At 68.5% G+C, this 16,607-nt stretch carries 20 protein-coding genes; 7 read left to right on the forward strand and 13 right to left on the reverse strand.

Annotated features, from left to right (window positions below; translation table 11 throughout):
- Nucleotides 1–27 precede the first annotated feature (27 nt).
- Nucleotides 28–507 (reverse strand): VOC family protein, encoded by a 480-nt coding sequence (locus tag P5703_RS14610; RefSeq protein ID WP_011912486.1) that lies wholly within the window; start codon nucleotides 505–507, stop codon nucleotides 28–30.
- 197 nt (nucleotides 508–704) lie between these two features.
- Between P5703_RS14610 and P5703_RS14615 the strand changes: the two genes are divergently transcribed.
- The 7 genes from P5703_RS14615 (at nucleotide 705) to grxD (ending at nucleotide 4,876) form a co-directional block, all read left to right on the forward strand.
- On the forward strand, nucleotides 705–1,097 hold the full coding sequence (locus P5703_RS14615) for a GFA family protein (protein WP_020307275.1): 393 nt from the start codon (nucleotides 705–707) through the stop codon (nucleotides 1,095–1,097).
- Between the two features lie 267 nt (nucleotides 1,098–1,364).
- A complete protein-coding gene (gene nifB / locus P5703_RS14620; protein ID WP_020307274.1) occupies nucleotides 1,365–2,882 on the forward strand; it encodes a nitrogenase cofactor biosynthesis protein NifB in 1,518 nt (505 codons plus the stop codon).
- 11 nt (nucleotides 2,883–2,893) lie between these two features.
- Nucleotides 2,894–3,172 (forward strand): 4Fe-4S binding protein, encoded by a 279-nt coding sequence (locus P5703_RS14625; RefSeq protein ID WP_014596147.1) that lies wholly within the window; start codon nucleotides 2,894–2,896, stop codon nucleotides 3,170–3,172.
- A 10-nt stretch (nucleotides 3,173–3,182) separates the two neighbouring features.
- The gene (locus P5703_RS14630; RefSeq protein WP_037044063.1) at nucleotides 3,183–3,629 is read left to right on the forward strand and encodes an ArsC/Spx/MgsR family protein; all 447 of its coding nucleotides are present in this window, start codon (nucleotides 3,183–3,185) and stop codon (nucleotides 3,627–3,629) included.
- Complete coding sequence (locus P5703_RS14635; protein ID WP_037044066.1) at nucleotides 3,626–4,183, forward strand: nitrogen fixation protein NifQ; 558 nt, start codon at nucleotides 3,626–3,628, stop codon at nucleotides 4,181–4,183. Before P5703_RS14630 ends, P5703_RS14635 begins: the two co-directional genes overlap by 4 nt.
- The gene (locus tag P5703_RS14640; protein ID WP_037044068.1) at nucleotides 4,180–4,539 is read left to right on the forward strand and encodes a thiosulfate sulfurtransferase GlpE; all 360 of its coding nucleotides are present in this window, start codon (nucleotides 4,180–4,182) and stop codon (nucleotides 4,537–4,539) included. The genes P5703_RS14635 and P5703_RS14640 overlap by 4 nt, the downstream gene beginning before the upstream one ends.
- Before the next feature lie 4 nt (nucleotides 4,540–4,543).
- On the forward strand, nucleotides 4,544–4,876 hold the full coding sequence (gene grxD / locus P5703_RS14645; RefSeq protein WP_037044071.1) for a Grx4 family monothiol glutaredoxin: 333 nt from the start codon (nucleotides 4,544–4,546) through the stop codon (nucleotides 4,874–4,876).
- Nucleotides 4,877–5,083: 207 nt separating this feature from the next.
- On the opposite strand, the gene P5703_RS14650 is transcribed toward grxD, so the two are convergent.
- The 12 genes from P5703_RS14650 to btuB form a co-directional block, all read right to left on the reverse strand.
- Complete coding sequence (locus P5703_RS14650) at nucleotides 5,084–5,821, reverse strand: adenosylcobinamide-GDP ribazoletransferase (protein ID WP_037044073.1); 738 nt, start codon at nucleotides 5,819–5,821, stop codon at nucleotides 5,084–5,086.
- Nucleotides 5,822–5,833: 12 nt separating this feature from the next.
- Nucleotides 5,834–6,418: an alpha-ribazole phosphatase family protein gene (gene cobC, locus P5703_RS14655; RefSeq protein WP_037044077.1), complete on the reverse strand. Its 585-nt coding sequence runs from the start codon at nucleotides 6,416–6,418 to the stop codon at nucleotides 5,834–5,836.
- Nucleotides 6,415–7,464 (reverse strand): nicotinate-nucleotide--dimethylbenzimidazole phosphoribosyltransferase, encoded by a 1,050-nt coding sequence (gene cobT / locus P5703_RS14660; protein WP_042921249.1) that lies wholly within the window; start codon nucleotides 7,462–7,464, stop codon nucleotides 6,415–6,417. Before cobT ends, cobC begins: the two co-directional genes overlap by 4 nt.
- Nucleotides 7,464–7,982, reverse strand: a complete 519-nt coding sequence (gene cobU, locus P5703_RS14665) for a bifunctional adenosylcobinamide kinase/adenosylcobinamide-phosphate guanylyltransferase (protein WP_042921252.1) — start codon at nucleotides 7,980–7,982, stop codon at nucleotides 7,464–7,466. Before cobU ends, cobT begins: the two co-directional genes overlap by 1 nt.
- A 182-nt stretch (nucleotides 7,983–8,164) precedes the next feature.
- Complete coding sequence (locus tag P5703_RS14670; protein WP_044316355.1) at nucleotides 8,165–9,616, reverse strand: cobyric acid synthase; 1,452 nt, start codon at nucleotides 9,614–9,616, stop codon at nucleotides 8,165–8,167.
- The gene (gene cobD, locus P5703_RS14675) at nucleotides 9,613–10,602 is read right to left on the reverse strand and encodes a threonine-phosphate decarboxylase CobD (protein ID WP_279641266.1); all 990 of its coding nucleotides are present in this window, start codon (nucleotides 10,600–10,602) and stop codon (nucleotides 9,613–9,615) included. The genes P5703_RS14670 and cobD overlap by 4 nt, the downstream gene beginning before the upstream one ends.
- Complete coding sequence (cbiB, locus tag P5703_RS14680) at nucleotides 10,595–11,506, reverse strand: adenosylcobinamide-phosphate synthase CbiB (protein WP_212543562.1); 912 nt, start codon at nucleotides 11,504–11,506, stop codon at nucleotides 10,595–10,597. Before cbiB ends, cobD begins: the two co-directional genes overlap by 8 nt.
- A complete protein-coding gene (bluB, locus tag P5703_RS14685; RefSeq protein WP_037039666.1) occupies nucleotides 11,503–12,153 on the reverse strand; it encodes a 5,6-dimethylbenzimidazole synthase in 651 nt (216 codons plus the stop codon). The genes cbiB and bluB overlap by 4 nt, the downstream gene beginning before the upstream one ends.
- Entirely contained in the window at nucleotides 12,150–13,442 is a 1,293-nt protein-coding gene (locus P5703_RS14690) for a cobyrinic acid a,c-diamide synthase CobB (RefSeq protein ID WP_279641267.1), read from the reverse strand. The genes bluB and P5703_RS14690 overlap by 4 nt, the downstream gene beginning before the upstream one ends.
- Before the next feature lie 52 nt (nucleotides 13,443–13,494).
- Nucleotides 13,495–14,106 (reverse strand): cob(I)yrinic acid a,c-diamide adenosyltransferase, encoded by a 612-nt coding sequence (cobO, locus tag P5703_RS14695; protein ID WP_279641268.1) that lies wholly within the window; start codon nucleotides 14,104–14,106, stop codon nucleotides 13,495–13,497.
- Nucleotides 14,103–14,672, reverse strand: coding sequence for a hypothetical protein (locus P5703_RS14700; RefSeq protein ID WP_279641269.1), 570 nt, complete (start codon nucleotides 14,670–14,672; stop codon nucleotides 14,103–14,105). The genes cobO and P5703_RS14700 overlap by 4 nt, the downstream gene beginning before the upstream one ends.
- 46 nt (nucleotides 14,673–14,718) lie before the next feature.
- A complete protein-coding gene (gene btuB, locus P5703_RS14705) occupies nucleotides 14,719–16,572 on the reverse strand; it encodes a TonB-dependent vitamin B12 receptor (RefSeq protein ID WP_285587645.1) in 1,854 nt (617 codons plus the stop codon).
- Between the last annotated feature and the right edge of the window lie 35 nt (nucleotides 16,573–16,607).

Below are 16,607 nucleotides of genomic sequence, written 5' to 3' on the forward strand. Positions count from 1 at the left end.
GAGATGAACCAGCCAGCGCCGCGCCGGTCAGCCCGCCAGGGCCGCTTCGATCGCCGCGACGTCGATCTTTCTCATGGTCATCATGGCGTCGAACGCACGCTTGGCCGCGGCTCGATCGGGATGGGCGATCGCCTCCGTCAGGACACGCGGCGTGATCTGCCACGACAGCCCCCACTTGTCCCGGCACCAGCCGCATACGTTCTCCTCGCCGCCGTTTGCGACGATGGCGTTCCACAAGCGGTCCGTTTCGGCCTGGTCGTCGGTCGCCACCTGGAACGAGAACGCCTCGTTGTGCTTGATCCCCGGCCCGCCGTTCAGCCCCAGGCAGGGGATGCCCATCACCGTGAACTCGACCGTCAGGACGTCGCCCTGATGGCCCGCCGGATAGTCGCCGGGCGCGTGCAGCACAGCGCCTACCGCGCTGTCCGGAAACGTCTCGGCATAGAACCTTGCAGCCTCCAGAGCCGCGCCGTCGTACCAGAGGCAAATGGTGTTCTTGCTGATCATCTGGGTTCTCCGAAATGGTGGGCGACAGGGGCATTCTAGTCGCCGACGCCCAGCCCTTCCGGGCAGCCGACGTACTGCCATGGCACGTGGCCGAGGCCGCCCCGTTCGAGCCGTGAGCTGCTATTTTCATGAGTCCGGCAAGCACGCGGCTCCCGCTCCGGGAAAGCCCGTACCGCCTGGCCCAGAGGAGATGCAACATGGCGCGATTCACTGGTGGTTGCCTGTGCGGCGACGTCCGCATCGTGGCGTCGGGCCGCCCATACCGGGTCGGCCTTTGCCATTGCCTCGACTGCCGCAAGCATCACGGGGCCCTGTTCCACGCCTCGGCGATATTCCCCCAGACGGCGGTGACGGTCACGGGCGAGACACGCGACTACGCCGGGCGGTTCTTCTGTCCCCGCTGCGGCTCGTCCGTCTTCGCGCGCACCGCGGACGAAATCGAAGTGAGCCTGGGAGCCCTGGATGCCCCCGACCAGCTGATGCCCACCTACGAGCTCTGGACCGTCCGCCGCGAGTCCTGGCTGCCGGCGTTTCCGCTCACCCACCATTACGTGCGCGATCGCGACGCCAGCGGGCGCCTCGAGGAGTAGCCCGGCACCAGCGGGCCGGGGCGCTGGTGCGGATCGCGGCCCGCCATGCGCAATCGTCTGGAGCACCGGGTCGCGACAGCCCGGGAACCGGGCGTGCGCAGCTTGTCGCCTTTGCGACAGCCGCCCCGCCCGGCCCCGCCACTTTGTTCGTTGCGAAACAACGAATTCCGCCCGCTTTCTGAAAAATTCGTTCTGAAACAATGATTTGAAAACAGGCACAAGCCTTGCTGCAGGTACCGGGGACAGACCTCTATTCGGAGACCGAACATGGAACTGAACGTACTGGGCCAGAGCGAGGCCGGGCCAACCGCCGGGGGCGGTTGTTCAGCGGGTTCCTGTGGCAGCTCGGATGACCAGCTCGCGCACCTGCCCGAGCACATCCGCGAGAAAGTGCACAACCACCCCTGCTACTCCGAGGAGGCGCACCACTACTTCGCGCGCATGCATGTGGCGGTGGCGCCGGCCTGCAACATCCAGTGCCACTACTGCAACCGCAAGTACGACTGCGCCAACGAATCGCGCCCGGGCGTGGTGTCCGAGCTGCTGGAGCCGGTGCAAGCGGTGAAGAAGGTCAAGGCGGTGGCGGCGACCATCCCGCAGATGACCGTGCTCGGCATCGCCGGCCCGGGCGACCCGCTGGCCAACCCGCAGCGCACCTTCGAGACCTTTCGCATGCTGTCCGAGCAGGCGCCGGACATCAAGCTGTGCGTCTCCACCAACGGCCTGGCCCTGCCCGACTGCGTCGACGAGCTGGCCAAGCACAACATCGACCACGTGACCATCACCATCAACTGCGTGGACCCGGACATCGGCGCCGAGATCTACCCCTGGATCTACTGGAACAACAAGCGCATCCGTGGGCGCAAGGCGGCCAAGATCCTCATCGAACGGCAGCAGAAGGGCCTGGAGATGCTGGTCGAGCGTGGCATCCTGGTGAAGGTCAACTCGGTGCTGATCCCCGGCGTCAACGATGAGCACCTGAAAGAGGTCAGCCGCATCGTCAAGGCCAAGGGCGCCTTCCTGCACAACGTCATGCCGCTGATCGCCGAGGCCGAGCACGGCACCTTCTATGGCGTGATGGGCCAGCGCAGCCCGGAGCCGGAGGAACTGCAGGACCTGCAGGACGCCTGTGCCGGCGACATGAACATGATGCGCCACTGCCGCCAGTGCCGCGCCGACGCGGTGGGCCTGCTCGGCGAGGACCGCGGCGACGAGTTCACCCTCGACAAGATCGAGAGCATGGACGTCGACTACGAGGCGGCGATGGTCAAGCGCGCCGCCATCCACGCGGCGATCAAGGAGGAGCTGGACGAACGCGCGGCGAAGAAGGCGCGCCTGGCCACCCCCAGCGCTGCGCAGCTCACCGGCACAGTGGACAAGGGCCATCGCCCGGTACTGATGGCCGTGGCCACCAGCGGCGGCGGCCTGGTCAACCAGCACTTCGGCCATGCCCGCGAATTCCTCGTCTACGAGGCCTCGCCGGCCGGGGTGCGCTTCATCGGCCACCGCAAGGTCGAGCAGTACTGCGTCGGCAACGACAGCTGCGGCGACAAGGAAAGTGCGCTGTCGGGCAGCATCCGCGCGCTCAAGGGCTGCGAGGCGGTGCTCTGCTCGAAGATCGGTTTCGAACCCTGGGGCGAGCTGGAAGCCGCCGGCATCCAGCCCAATGGCGAGCACGCCATGGAGCCCATCGAGGAAGCGGTGCTGGCGGTGTACCAGGAAATGATCGCCAACGGCCGTCTCGATGCGTCGGTGGGCGCAGCGGAGCAATGCCTGATGGCATGAGGAGGTGGAGCATGGCACTGCAAATCGTCGAATCCTGCGTCAACTGCTGGGCCTGCGTGGATGTCTGTCCGAGCGAGGCAATCAGCCCCGGCACTGCGTACTTCCGCATCAGCGCGCACAAGTGCACCGAATGCGATGGCGACTACGCCGAGCAACAGTGCGCGAGCATCTGCCCCATCGAAGGCGCGATCCTGCTCGCCGACGGCAGCCCGGCCAACCCGGCCGGCTCGCTGACCGGCATTCCGCCGGAGCGGCTGGCCGAGGCCATGCGTACCATCCAGGCCCGTTGAGGAGGTTGCCATGTCCTGCATCATCTTCTACGAGAAGCCCGGTTGCGCCACCAACCGCCTGCAGAAGGAGCTGCTGCGTTCGGCGGGCATCGAGCTGGAAGTGCGCGACCTGCTGCGCGAGGCCTGGACGCCGGAACGCCTGCGGCCGTTCTTCGGCCGGCTGCCGGTGGCCGAGTGGTTCAACCCGTCGGCCCCGGCGATCAAGTACGGCGAGCTGGATGTCAGCGAACTGAGCGCCGAACAGGCACTGGAGCTGATGGTGGCCCAGCCGCTGTTGATCCGCCGCCCGCTGATCCGCTGCGGTATGCACTACATGGTCGACTTCGACCTGGTCGGCATCAATGCCTGGCTGCCGTGCAAAGGCCGGCTGCCAGCGCTGGCACCGAGCATCAGCGGCTGTTCGCTGGGCACCAGCTCGGCGCTCGGCTGCCGCCCCGCCGCGAGCGCGCCGCAATGAGTCGGGCCGCGCTGTGCCTGGAAGTCGCGGCCGACGACAACCCGGCCTGGCTGGCGCAGATCATCCGCGCCCAGCGCGAAGGCCGCAGCTGCCTGCCGCAGTACCTCGGGCTCGACGCCGTGCAATACGCCGGGCTCCTGGCGCGCCATGGGCTGCGGCCACCATCCCGTAGCGCCGACGAGGCCTTGCTCGGCGAACGCGACGCCCTGCGCGAAGAGTTGCTGGCGCTGCGCCGGGAAGAATGGCAGGCGCTGCACGACCTGCTGCTGGGCGGCCAGGACGACCACGGCGAGCCGGCGATGGCCGCCATCGTCGCCGCCGCCTGCCTCGGTGGCGAACACCTGTGGCGCGACCTCGGCCTGGCCTCACGGGCACAGCTGTACGCGCTGCTGATGCACAACTTCCCGCAGCTGGCCCGGCGCAACACCCAGGACATGCGCTGGAAGAAATTCCTCTACAAACAACTATGCGAACAGGACGGCGGCTACGTCTGCCGCTCCCCTTCTTGTGAAACCTGCCCGACCTATCACGATTGTTTTGGAGAAGAGCAATGAGCGACTACCAACGCATCAGCGTCGAGCAGGCCCAGCGGCTGCTGGCGACCGAAAACACCATGCTGCTGGACATGCGCGATGCCCGCGCCTACTGCCAGGGTCACGACCCGCGCGCCACCCGCCTCAGCGAGCTGAACCTGCGCACGCTGCTCAAGAGCACGCCGAATCATGTCCACCTGATCATCTGTTGCGAGCACGGCCATGCCAGCCGCGACATGGCACAGCTGTTCAGCGACTTCGGCTTCATCAACTGCTACAGCCTGGACGGCGGCTACGAGGCCTGGAAGGCTCGCCCGCAACGGGCCCATGCCACCCCCGGCGCCTACAGCGCCCGCTACGCGCTGGCGATGGAGTGAACGCATGCACGTTCTCGATACCGAAGCACGCATCCGCCAGCAACTCGCCGAGCATCCGGTGCTGCTGTACATGAAGGGCACGCCGGAAGCGCCGGAGTGCGGTTTCTCCCGCGCCGCGGTGGCGGCACTGAAGAACAGCGGCCGGCCGTTCGCCACGGTCAACGTGCTGCTGGCACCGCATATCCGCGAGAAGCTGCCGAAGATCTCACAGTGGCCGACCTACCCGCAGCTGTTCCTGCGCGGCGAGCTGGTCGGCGGTTGCGACATCATCCTCGGCCTGGAAGCCGACGGCAGCCTGGCGGCACAGCTCGATGCCGCCCTCGCGGCGGAAAGCTAGACCGGGGCGAGCGCAGGCTGAGCGTGCCGCGGCGAAGATGATCGCCGGGGCGTGAAAAGACCGATGGCGTGCCTTTGCGCGGCCGGCAGGCCTGCGGCCTGTATCGCCCCGAGGTCGGGCCTCCCACAGGGTCCAGCCTGGTAGGTTGGGTCGAGGAGCATAGCGACGAAGCCCAACATGACACGCCGAACTCAAAGCCAGCCCAACCTACCACCCCACCTGCAGCGCCAGCCCCACCAGCACCGCGCACTCCACCAGCTCGAGCAGCGCGCCGGCGGTGTCGCCGGTGGTGCCGCCGAGGCGGCGGAGCATGGCGCGGCGCGCGAGGAAGAACGTCGCCACGGCCATCAGCAGGGCAACCAGCCCGGATTCACCGAACGGCAGGCAACCGAGGGCGGCCGCTGCCAGCACGCCGCGCGCCCAGCGCCGCGGCAGATTCGCCGCCATTGCCTGGCCGAGGCCATTGGGCCGCACGTAGGCCGTGGTGAGGAACAGCGCCGGCAGCGCCGCGCGTCCCAGCATGGGCGCCAGCAGCAGGGCCAGGTATTGCTGGGCCTGCAGCAGCGCCAGCAATGCGGCGAACTTGAGCAACAGCACCAGTACCAGCACCACCACGGCGACCGGACCGCTGCGCGGGTCCTTCATGATCGCCAGGGTGCGCTCGCGGTCGCCGAAACCGCCGAGCCAGGCATCGGCGCTGTCGGCCAGGCCATCGAGGTGCAGGGCGCCGCTCAGGGCCACCCAGAGCGTCAGCAGCAAGGCTGCCTGCAACAGCGGCGGCACGCCTGCCAGCAGGATGGCACCGAGCCAGAGCAGCGCCCCCAGCAAAGCCCCGACCAGCGGGTAGTAGAGCAGCGAGCGCCCCTGCTGCAACGGCGTGGGCAGCGCGGGCAGGCGGATCGGCAGGCTGGTGAGAAACTGCAGGGCGATCAATAGCGGCAGCATGTCGGTTCCCGTTCAGGCGTTGCCGCCGTGCTCGCCATACGGGCATGGCCGCAAGCGGGCCAGCGGCAGCAGCTCGCCATGCGCCACCGTCACCTCCAGCAAGCGTGCGCGCGGCAGGCCCCGTTGCCGTGCCAGCAGCAGGCGCATCACCCCGGCATGGCCGATCAGCAGCAGGCGCTGGCCGGCGAAGCGGCGCTGCAGGCGCAGCAGGGCAGTCAGTACCCGCCGCTCGAAGTCCGCCAGCGGCTCGCCGCCAGGCGGGGTGCAGCCGTAAGGATCGGCCCAGAAACGCCCCAGCGCCTCGGCGCTGGCCTGCATCAGCTCGGCGGCACTGCGCCCTTCCCAGTCGCCGAAATGCAGCTCGCGCAGGTCGGCTTCCAGGTACAGCGGCAGCCCGCGGCGCCCGGCCAGTTCCCGGGCGAAGGCGGCGCAACGCTGCAAGGGCGAGCTGATCAGCGCGTCCCAGGGGCCGGCGCCGTCCACCGCCTCGCGCATTTGCTGCCAGCCGCGGTCAGTCAAGGCATCGTCGAGGCTGCCACGAAAGCCGCCACCGCGCTCGGTTTCGCCGTGGCGCAGCAGATCGATGCGCGCGCTCATGCCGGCCGGTCCGAAACCGCCGCCTCGGCGAAGGTCGCCATCCCGTCGTGCAGCGCGCAGGCCTGTTGCAGCAGCGGCACCGCCAGCGCCGCGCCGCTGCCCTCGCCCAGGCGCAGGCCGAGGTCGAGCAGCGGTTCGGCGCCCATGTCGTCGAGCACTGCCAGGTGGCCGGGTTCGGCGGAGCGATGGGCGAAGATCAGCCAGGCGCGACAGTCGGGGTTCAAGCGTGTCGCGCAGAGCGCGGCGACGCTGCAGATGAAGCCGTCCACCAACGCCGGGACGCCGGCCTGGGCACAGCCGAGATAGGCCCCCGCCAGCGCCGCCACCTCGAAACCGCCGAGACGGCGCAAGGCTTCCAGCGACTCATGGCAATGCGCGCCATGCAGCGCCAGCGCGGCCTGGATCACCTGCAGCTTGCGCTGCAGGCCGTCGGCATCCAGCCCGGTACCCGGGCCGACCAGCAGCAGCGGCGAGCGCGGCAGCAGCACCGCGGCCAGTGCGCTGGCGCAGGTGGTGTTGCCGATGCCCATTTCGCCGCCGATGAACAGCTGCGCGGCAGCGGCCGCCGCCCGTTGCGCGCTGTCGCGGCCGGCCGCCAGCGCCTGGCGCAGCTGTTCTTCGCTCATGGCCGCGGCGCGGGCGAAATTGGCCGTGCCCGGGCCGAGGCGCAGGTGCGTCACGCCGTCCAGCTGCAACGGCTCGACGGTGCCCAGGTCGATCACTTCCAGCGGCGCATCCAGCCGCCGCGCCAGCACGCTGAGCGCCGCGCCGCCGCGCACGAAATTGCGCAGCATCTGTCCCGTCACCGCCTGCGGATAGGCCGAGACCCCCTCCTCCACCACGCCATGGTCGCCGGCGAACACCGCGATGCGCACGCGTTCGGCCCGTGGCCGCTCGCAACCCTGCATCGCCGCCAGCTCCAGCGCCAGGCTTTCCAGCCGGCCGAGCGCGCCACGCGGCTTGGTCAGTTGCTCCTGCCGCGCCAGCGCCCGGGCCCGAGCCGCCTCATCCAGCGGCCGGCACGGCGCATTCCACCACTCGCTCATCACTGTGCTCCTTTCAATATCATCGGCAAGCCCGCGACCATGAAGGTCACCCGCTGCGCCCGTTCGGCCACCGCCTGGTGCAGCCAGCCGGCTTCGTCGACATAGCGCCGGGTCAGTTCGCCCAGCGGCACCACGCCCAGGCCGGTTTCGTTGCTGACCAGGATGATCCGCCCCGGCAACTGGCCAAGGCTTGCCAGCAGCGCGTCACGCTCGGCGGCCAGCCGCACCGGATCGTCCAGCAGCAACAGGTTGGTCAGCCACAGGGTCAGGCAGTCGACCAGCAGGCAGCGCCGGGCATCGGCCTGCTCGCGCAATACCCGCGCCAGTTGCAGCGGCTCCTCGACCAGCGACCAATGTTCGGGACGGCGCTGGCGATGCTGGGCGATACGCGCGGCCATCTCGCCGTCCAGCGCCTGGCTGGTGGCGACATAGGTCACCGCCAGGCCGCTTTCGGCGGCGAGGCGCTCGGCCAGCCGGCTCTTGCCGGAACGCGCGCCGCCGAGGATCAGTTCAAGCATGTCGGTCTCCAGAATCCTGTTCGCGGGCATGGCCCACTCCTACCCGGTGGGGCGGGTGCGATCTGCCATTTGGCCCCTCTCCGGCGGCTTGCACCCGCCCTACGCCATCCACACCTGTAGGCGCGAGCCATGCTCGCGAACCATGGTGTGCCCGCGCGCGCCTACGAAAGGCGCCAGCAACGCTAGACACCGCAAAGCCTGCGCAACAGCCGGGTATCCAGGTGCGTCTCGACCAGATCGGCCAGGCGCTCGATATCGCACTCGCGCAGGGCGTGGTAATCCACCGTCTCGACCTCGCCGAGCCCCGCCCAGCGCAACAGCGCGGCGCAGGCCGCCGGGCTTTCGAACAGACCGTGCAGGTAGCTGCCGAGCACCTGGCCGTCGGCACTGAGGGCGCCGTCGCGGCGGCCATCGTCCAGCGCGACCGCGGCCTGGCGCAGCGCCGGCCCGTCGCTCACCCCGGCATGGATTTCGTAGCCGCTGACTTCGGCATCTTCCAGGCACAGCCGGCCACGCACGTTGCGCAGCTGCTTCTCGGCATGCAGCTCAGTGGTGAAATCCAGCAGCCCCAGCCCGTCGCTCGCGCCGGCCGCTCCTTCCAGCCCGAGCGGATCGGCGATGCGCTGGCCGAGCATCTGCAGCCCGCCGCAGATGCCCAGCAGCTTGCCGCCGTAGCGCAGATGGCGTCGGATCGCCGCCTCCCAGCCATTGGCGCGCAGCCAGGCGAGATCGGCGCGCACGCTCTTGGAGCCGGGCAGGATGATCAGGTCGGCCGCCGGCACCGCCTCGCCGGGGCCGACGAAGCGCAGCTCCACCTGCGGGTGCAAGCGCAGCGGATCGAAGTCGGTGTGGTTGCTGATACGCGACAGCACCGGCACCACCACGTTCAGCGTGTGATCGCCCTTGGCCGACTGGCGCACATCGATGGCGTCCTCGGCTTCCAGGTGGAAATCCATCAGGTACGGCAGCACGCCCAGCACCGGCTTGCCGGTACGTCGTTCCAGCCAGTCCAGTCCCGGTTGCAATAGCGCGATATCGCCGCGAAAGCGATTGATGACGAAGCCTTGCACCCGCGCCTGCTCGCTTTCCGAAAGCAGGGCCAGGGTGCCGACCAGATGGGCGAAGACGCCACCCTTGTCGATATCGGCGATGAGGATCACCGGGCAGTCCACCGCCTCGGCGAAGCCCATGTTGGCGATATCACCGGCACGCAGGTTGATCTCTGCCGGCGAACCCGCGCCTTCCACCATCACCACCGGGTAGCGTTCGCTCAGGCGTCGGTGGGATTCGAGCACCGCCTGCATGGCCACGCGCTTGTAGTCGTGATAGGCCACTGCGTCCATGCAGCTCAGGGCGCGGCCATGGACGATCACCTGGGCGCCGGTGTCGCTGTTGGGCTTGAGCAGCACCGGGTTCATGTCGGTGTGTGGCGCCAGCCCGGCGGCCTGGGCCTGCACCGCCTGGGCGCGGCCGATCTCGCCGCCGTCGGCGGTCACCGCGCTGTTGAGTGCCATGTTCTGCGGCTTGAACGGCGCCACCGCCACGCCCTGGCGCGCCAGCCAGCGGCACAGCGCGGTCACCAGGGTGCTCTTGCCGGCATCGGAGGTGGTGCCCTGCACCATCAGCGTGGTCATGAATCTTGCTCCCGGTAGCATCGAAGGGCCTGCTCCAGCCGGGCCCAGCCCGCCTCCTCGCCGGGCAGGCCGAAGCGCAGGCCGAAAGGCATGAACAAGCGCGTGAGAATACCGCTGTGCGCCAGGTGCTCGTACAGCGGTTCGGCGACCACGTCGAACACCGTCTGGAACAGCGCACAGCCGCCAACCGGCGGCAAGCCGTACGCCGCCAGCAGCGCCGCGAGCCGCGCGCCATCGGCGTTCAACCGGCGGCGCTGGCGCTGCTGGCCTTCGTCATCGGCGAGCAGGGTGCTGCCCAGCCAGCGCGCCGGACCGGCGATCGCCCAGGGTCCGAGCAGCTCCTCGAGCGCGCGCAACAGTCCGTCATGCGCCAGCGCGAAGCCCAACCGCGCACCGGCCAGGCCGAAGAACTTGCCGAACGAGCGCAGCACGACGAGCCCCGGCAGATGGCTGTGCGCGGCCAGGCTGTGCTGCGGCGTGCAGTCCATGAACGCCTCGTCGACCAGCAGCCAGCCACCGGAAGCAGCCAGCCGGGCATGCCACTGCAGCAGTTGCTCGGCGGCGATCAGCCGGCCGGTGGGGTTGTTCGGATTGACCACCACCAGCACGTCGAGCCGATCCAGCGCACCCGGCACGCTGGCTTCGCAAAGCTCGACCAGCCGATGGCCCGCGCGCCGCCAGGCCTCGGCGTGTTCGGCATAGCAGGGCGAGACGACACCGACCCGCGCCTGCCGGCGCAAGCGCGGCAGCGCCTGGATCGCCGCCTGCGAACCGGCCAGCGGCAGCAGCGAGCGGGCACCGTAATAGCGCTGCGCCGCGGCCTCCAGCCCGTCGCCGGGTTCCGGCAGGCGACTCCAGGCGCTGGCGGGAATGCTCGGCAGCGACCAGCCATAGGGGGCGATGCCGGTGGACAGGTCGAGCCAGTCCGTCAGCGGGATGGCGTAGCGCTGCGCCGCCGTACGCAGCCTTCCGCCATGCTCAAGCATGCAGCCAGCCTCCGAGCAGCAGCACCAGCAGCCAGACGCCGACGCCGGCCCAGACCAGATCCAGCGCGCGCTCGATATCCCGCGCCTGCGGCGGCTCGCCCTCGCCCAGCGGCGGCCGCGCATGCGGCTCGCCGTGATAGATCGCCGGCCCGCCCAGCACCGCGCCCAGCGCACCGGCACCGGCGGCCATCACCGGCCCGGCGTTGGGGCTGTCCCACAGCGGCGCCTGCCTGCGCCAGCAATACAGGGCCTGGCGGGTCCGCCCGAGCAGCGCATAGGTCAGCGCCACCAGCCGCGCCGGAACATAGTTGAGCGCATCGTCGATCCGCGCCGCGGCCCAGCCGAAGCGCTCGAAACGCGCATTGCGGTAGCCCCACATGGCATCCAGGGTGTTGCTCAGGCGATAGAGCACGACACCCGGCCCACCGGCGACGGCGAACCAGAACAGCGCGGCGAACACCGCATCGCTGCCGTTCTCCAGCACCGATTCGGTGGCGGCGCGGGCCACGCCCGTTTCGTCCAGCGCCGAGGTCTCGCGACTGACGATACGGCCGAGCCGCCGCCGCGCCTCGGGCAGATCGCCCAGCCACAACGCCCGCGCCACCGGTAGCGCATGTTCGCCCAGGCTGCGCAGCCCCAGCGCCAGGTACAGCAAGCCGATGTCCACCAGCCAGCCGACACCCGGCAGCAGGCCGAGCAGCCAGGCCAGCGCGGTCGGCGGCAGCACCGCCAGGCACCAGGCCGTCACGCCGTGGCTGCGCCAGCCGCGCGCGGCGGGTCCGTTGAAATGCCGCTCCAGGCGATCGGCCAGCCGCCCGAAGGCGACCAGCGGATGCGCACGCCTCGGCTCGCCGAGCAGAGCATCCAGGCCGACGCCGGCCAGACAGCTCAGCGCCAGGCTCATGGCCGCCGCCCCCACTGGTCTTCATACAGCAGCTCGGCCAGCGGCCGCCCGCGGGTCCAGCCTTCCAGTTCAAGCATCGGCGCCGGATAGAAGTCGTGCACCGGCCCGAGGCAGAGAATCGCCACCGGCTGGGCGCCAGCCGGCATGCCCAGCAGCGTGGCCAGCGCCTGCGGTTCGAACAGCGACACCCAGCCCATGCCCAGCCCTTCGGCGCGGGCGGCGAGCCAGAGGTTCTGGATGGCGCAGGCCAGCGACGCCAGGTCCATTTCCGGCAGGGTACGGCGGCCGAATACGTGCGCCTCTCGTCCCTCCATCAGCGCGGCGACCAGCAGTTCGGCACATTCGCCGATGCCCTCGACCTTGAGCCGCATGAATTCGGCGGAGCGCTCGCCCAGGGCCTCGGCGGTACGCCGACGCTCCTCCTCGACCAGCGCTCCGATGCGCGCGCGCAGGTCCCTGGCCGTGATGCGAATGAAGCGCCAGGGCTGCATCAGGCCGACGCTGGGCGCCTGGTGCGCGGCCGCCAGCAGCCGCGCCAGCAGCTCCGGCGCTACCTCGCCGCCGGCGAAGTGGCGCATGTCGCGACGCTCGCCGATGGCACGGTAGAGCGCCGCGCGCTCCTCGGGGGTGAAGGCGTGCGCGTTCATGGCCGTAGCAGCGCCGCGGCGGCCGCCGGATCGGACGGCAGGTAGAAATGAATATAGGAAGCCGTCATTCGCCCCTGCCGGTAGACCGCCTCGGCGGTGCGCTTGTAGTTCGGGCACTGCCCGCGCGCCAGCGGTTCGAGCGGCGACGCCAGCGATGAATGATGGAAGGTATGCCCACGCAGGCGCCCTTCCGGCAATGCCACCTCCTGCAGCGCCAGGGCGGTCAGGCGGCTCTGCATCCGCGCCTCGCCGGGCAGCAGGCCGAGCATCGCGCCATGCTCGCCCGCCTTATCGACGAGGCCGTCGAGCAGGTAGAGCATGCCACCGCATTCGGCGAGGATCGGCTTGCCGGCGGCGTGATGGGCACGGATCGCCTCGGCCATCGGGCGGTTCCGGCCCAATGCGCGCAGATGGAGTTCGGGATAGCCGCCGGGCAGGTAGAGGCTGTCCACGGCCGGCAAGCGGGCGAAACGCACTGGCGAGAAGAACAGCAGTTCGGCGCCCAACGCCTGCAGCAAGTCGAGATTGGCCTGGTAGAGAAAGGCAAAGGCCGCATCGCGTGCAACGCCGATGCGCACACCCGCCAGCAGCGGTTCGAGCGGCGTACTGGCCGGCGCGGCGAAAGTGACCGGGGCAGGCAACTCGGTGTCCGCACTGACTGCCAGGGCATCTGCCGCGGCATCCAGACGGGCGTCCAGATCAGCCAGCTCCTCGGCCTGCACCAGCCCCAGGTGCCGGCTTGGCAGTTCCACCTCGGCACTGCGCGGCAAGGCGCCGTACCAGCGGATCGAAGGCGGAAGACTATCGCGCAAAATATCGCCATGCCGAACACTGCCGACCCGGTTGGCCAGCACACCATCGAACGGCAAGTCTGGCTGAAAGCTGCTCATTCCGTGCGCCATGGCGCCGAAGGTCTGCGCCATGGCGGAGCCGTCGATTACTGCCATTACCGGCACGCCGAAGCGCCGGGACAGATCGGCCGCCGACGGCGAACCGTCGAATAGCCCCATCACGCCTTCGATCAGGATCAGGTCAGCCTCGCCCGCCGCTTCCCACAACAATCGACGTGACTCGTCTTCACCGACCATTGCCAGATCGAGCTGATAAACCGGCCGGCCGCTGGCACGAGCAAGGATCATCGGATCGAGAAAGTCAGGCCCGCACTTGAAAACCCGCACGCGCCTGCCCTGACGGCTATGCAGCCGTGCCAAAGCAGCAGTGACGGTGGTTTTGCCCTGGCCGGATGCAGGCGCAGCGATCAACAGTGCTGGGCAGCTTCTACTGGTCATCGCGGTCTCTCATCAGCATCGCTACGGTCCGTGAATGTCTTGAGCGCTGGCATCAAAATTCCACGCCTTTCTGTGCCTTTACGCCGGCCTTGAACGCATGCTTGACCAAAGCCATCTCGGTAACCGTATCCGCTGCCTCGATCAAACCGGCCGGCGCGCCGCGCCCAGTGACCACCACGTGCTGCAACAGCGGCCGCGACTCGATGTCGGCGAGCACCGGCTCCAGCTCCAGGTAGCCGTACTTCAGCGCGATGTTCAGCTCATCCAGTACCACCAGGCCGATCTCAGGGTCGGCAAGCAGTTCGGCCGCCACCGCCCAGGCCTCGCGGGCCTTGGCGATGTCGCGCTGCCGGTCCTGAGTTTCCCAGGTGAAGCCCTCGCCCATCACGTGGTAGCGAACCTCGTCCGGGAAGCGCCGGAAGAACGCCTCCTCGCCGGTACTGGCCGCACCTTTGATGAACTGCACCACGCCGACCTTGATGCCATGGCCGAGCGCACGCGCCACCATGCCGAAGGCCGAACTGCTCTTGCCCTTGCCGTTGCCGGTGTGCACCAGTAGCAGGCCGTACTCGTCCTGGGCTTCGGCAATCTTCTCGTCGATCAGCGCTTTCTTGCGCTGCATGCGTGCCTTGTGGCGATCATCGCGTTCGCTGGATTCGCTCATGCTCGCGCCTCATCACGCTGCTCAGCCCAGACCCGCAAGCCGACAAACAGCACCACGGCAGCACCGACATACAGCGCAAGGGTCGACAGGTAGCGCGGGTAATAGGTGGCGATGCGCTCGGCCAGCAGCGCCAGGCTCGGCTCGGGATAGCGCCCGGAGAAATAGAGGAAGCCGCCACCGGAGAACAGGTAGCAAACGAAGGCGCTCGCCATCACGCACAGCGCCAGGGTCGCCAGGCTGCTGAACTGGTCACGGTGCCAACCGGCATAGAGGCGGCCGCCCAGCCACAGCGAACCGTAGGCCGGCACCAGCATCCAGTACGCCGGCGACATGCACCAGTCGCTGACACCGGCCCACTGGATGGCGGCGAAATCCAGCAGCGAAGCCTCGAGAAACAGTGCCGGAAACACCCACTTCGGCCGCACCAGCACGCCGGCGAGGAAGAACACCGCCCAGGACGCGCTCGGCAGGTTGACGCTGGCGAAGTGCTGTCCGCGGGTCATGGCCAGCAGCGCGGCAAGCGCGAGGCCAACCAGCAGCTGGTATCTCGGGGCAAGCTTGATCATTGCAGTCTCCTTCTGTGGGCGCGGGCGACATGCCTGCGCCGCGGTCTTACAGCGCCTGGTAGCGCACGGTCAGGTAAGCGGCCTGGCCGGGCTGGTTGTAGCCCTCGGCGGTTTCGTAGTCGGCATCCAGCAGGTTGGCGACGCGCGCCTGTAGGCGCCATTCGGGAGTGATGCGGTATTCGCCACGCAGGTCCAGAGTGGCGTAGCCGGACAGCTCTTTGGTGTTCGCCAGGTCGTCATAGCGCTGGCCCTCGGCGTGCAGACTGGCGCCGACGCTGAAGGCACCGAGCCGACGGTCAACGTCGAGGTTGAACAGCTGTTTTGCCCGGCGCGCCAGCTCGTTGCCGCGGTTGGCCCCGGCGGAGCGGTTCTCCGGCTCCAGCAGGCTGTAGTTGGCGTTCCAGTCCCAACCGAACGATTGGCTGCCGAGCACCAGCTCGACCCCGCGGATACGCGCTTGCTGCACGTTGGCCGGTGCGGAAATGCTGGCGTCATAGGCAATGAGGTCATCGACCACGGTGCGATAGGCATTCACCGCCCAGTGGCCCCAGCCATGCTGACCGGCAAGGCCGACCTCAAGGCTCTCGGAGGTTTCCGCATCCAGCTCGGGGTTGCCGTAGTCGGGGTAATACAGCTCGTTGAAGGTCGGCGCCTTGAATGCCGTGCCGTAGCTGATGGTGCCACGTAGCCAGTCGGTCAGCGCATAGCCGTAACCGATGTTGCCGGTGTCGTGTTGGCCGAACTGGTCGTTGTCGTCACGACGCAGCGACAGCTGCCAGTCATGGCGACCGACCTCGCCCAGGTACTGGGTGAAGTAGCCCTTGTTGTCACGGGATTCCACGTCATAAACGGTGGAGCCATTGACCTCGTCGCGCTGGTGATCCGCCCCAACGATCAGCGTATGCCCAGTGGCGAGCTGGATATCGTTCTGCCAACCGAGCGTGTCGCGGCGGCTGTCGAAGCGTGAATAGAACTGCCCGTCCTGATAGGCGTCGGATTTGTCTTCACTGCGCCCGGCCTGCAGCGTCACCAGCCAGCGCTCCAGCGGACTGAAGCGTGCACGGGTGCCAAAAACTTTCGACACACCATCGGCATTGGCGCCGAACCCGGACGTGCGAGCCCGGTTCACGCTGTCGTAGTCGTTATGGGATTTGGCCTGCAGCAGGTTGGCGTCCAGCTCCAGACCGTTGTCGAAACGATAGCCAGCGCTCAGCGTCGCGGACAGGTTGCGATAGCCATCGGCGTCATTTTCGTAGCCGCTGGTGCCCACCGATTTGACGTTGATGCCATCAGTATCCGAACCGCTGACGCCCAGGCTGTACCAACCACGACCGTCGCCACCGGAAACACCGGCGCTACCGGTGTAGGTGTCATGAGTGCCGTAGCCGGCGGAGAAGAACGGCTTGACGCCCTGCCCCTGGCCCTTGCGGGTGAAGATCTGGATCACCCCGCCGATGGCTTCCGAGCCGTACAGGCTGGAACGCGGGCCGCGTACCACCTCGATACGTTCAATCAACTCCAGTGGCAGATCCTGCAAGGCCGCCCCGCCGGCGGACACCGAGCCGATCTTGATACCGTCGATCATCACCAGCACGTGGTCGGACTCGGTGCCGCGCATGAACAGCGCGGTGGACTTGCCAGGCCCGCCGTTGTTGGCCAGCGAAACGCCAGGCACCTGCTTGAGCAGCTCGGGTAACGAAGCCGCCTGGCTGCGCTCGATGCGCTCGCGGTCCAGCACGGTGACTGCGGCCAGGCTCTGCTGGGCGGTTTGCGCGGTACGGGTGGCGGTCACCACCTGCTGTTCGAGGTCCAGCGGGGCTGCGGCCAGTAGGCCGATGGAAAAGGGAAAACTGCCGAGCAGCACATAGGCCGCTGGCTTGAAACGGGGCTTGCCAGTCAAGGTTCAGGTCTCCGTCGTGCCCACCCGCACGACTG

The sequence above is a fragment of the Stutzerimonas sp. FeSN7 genome (genome assembly GCF_030263795.1).
In the GTDB taxonomy this organism is placed as follows: Bacteria; Pseudomonadota; Gammaproteobacteria; order Pseudomonadales; family Pseudomonadaceae; genus Stutzerimonas; species Stutzerimonas stutzeri.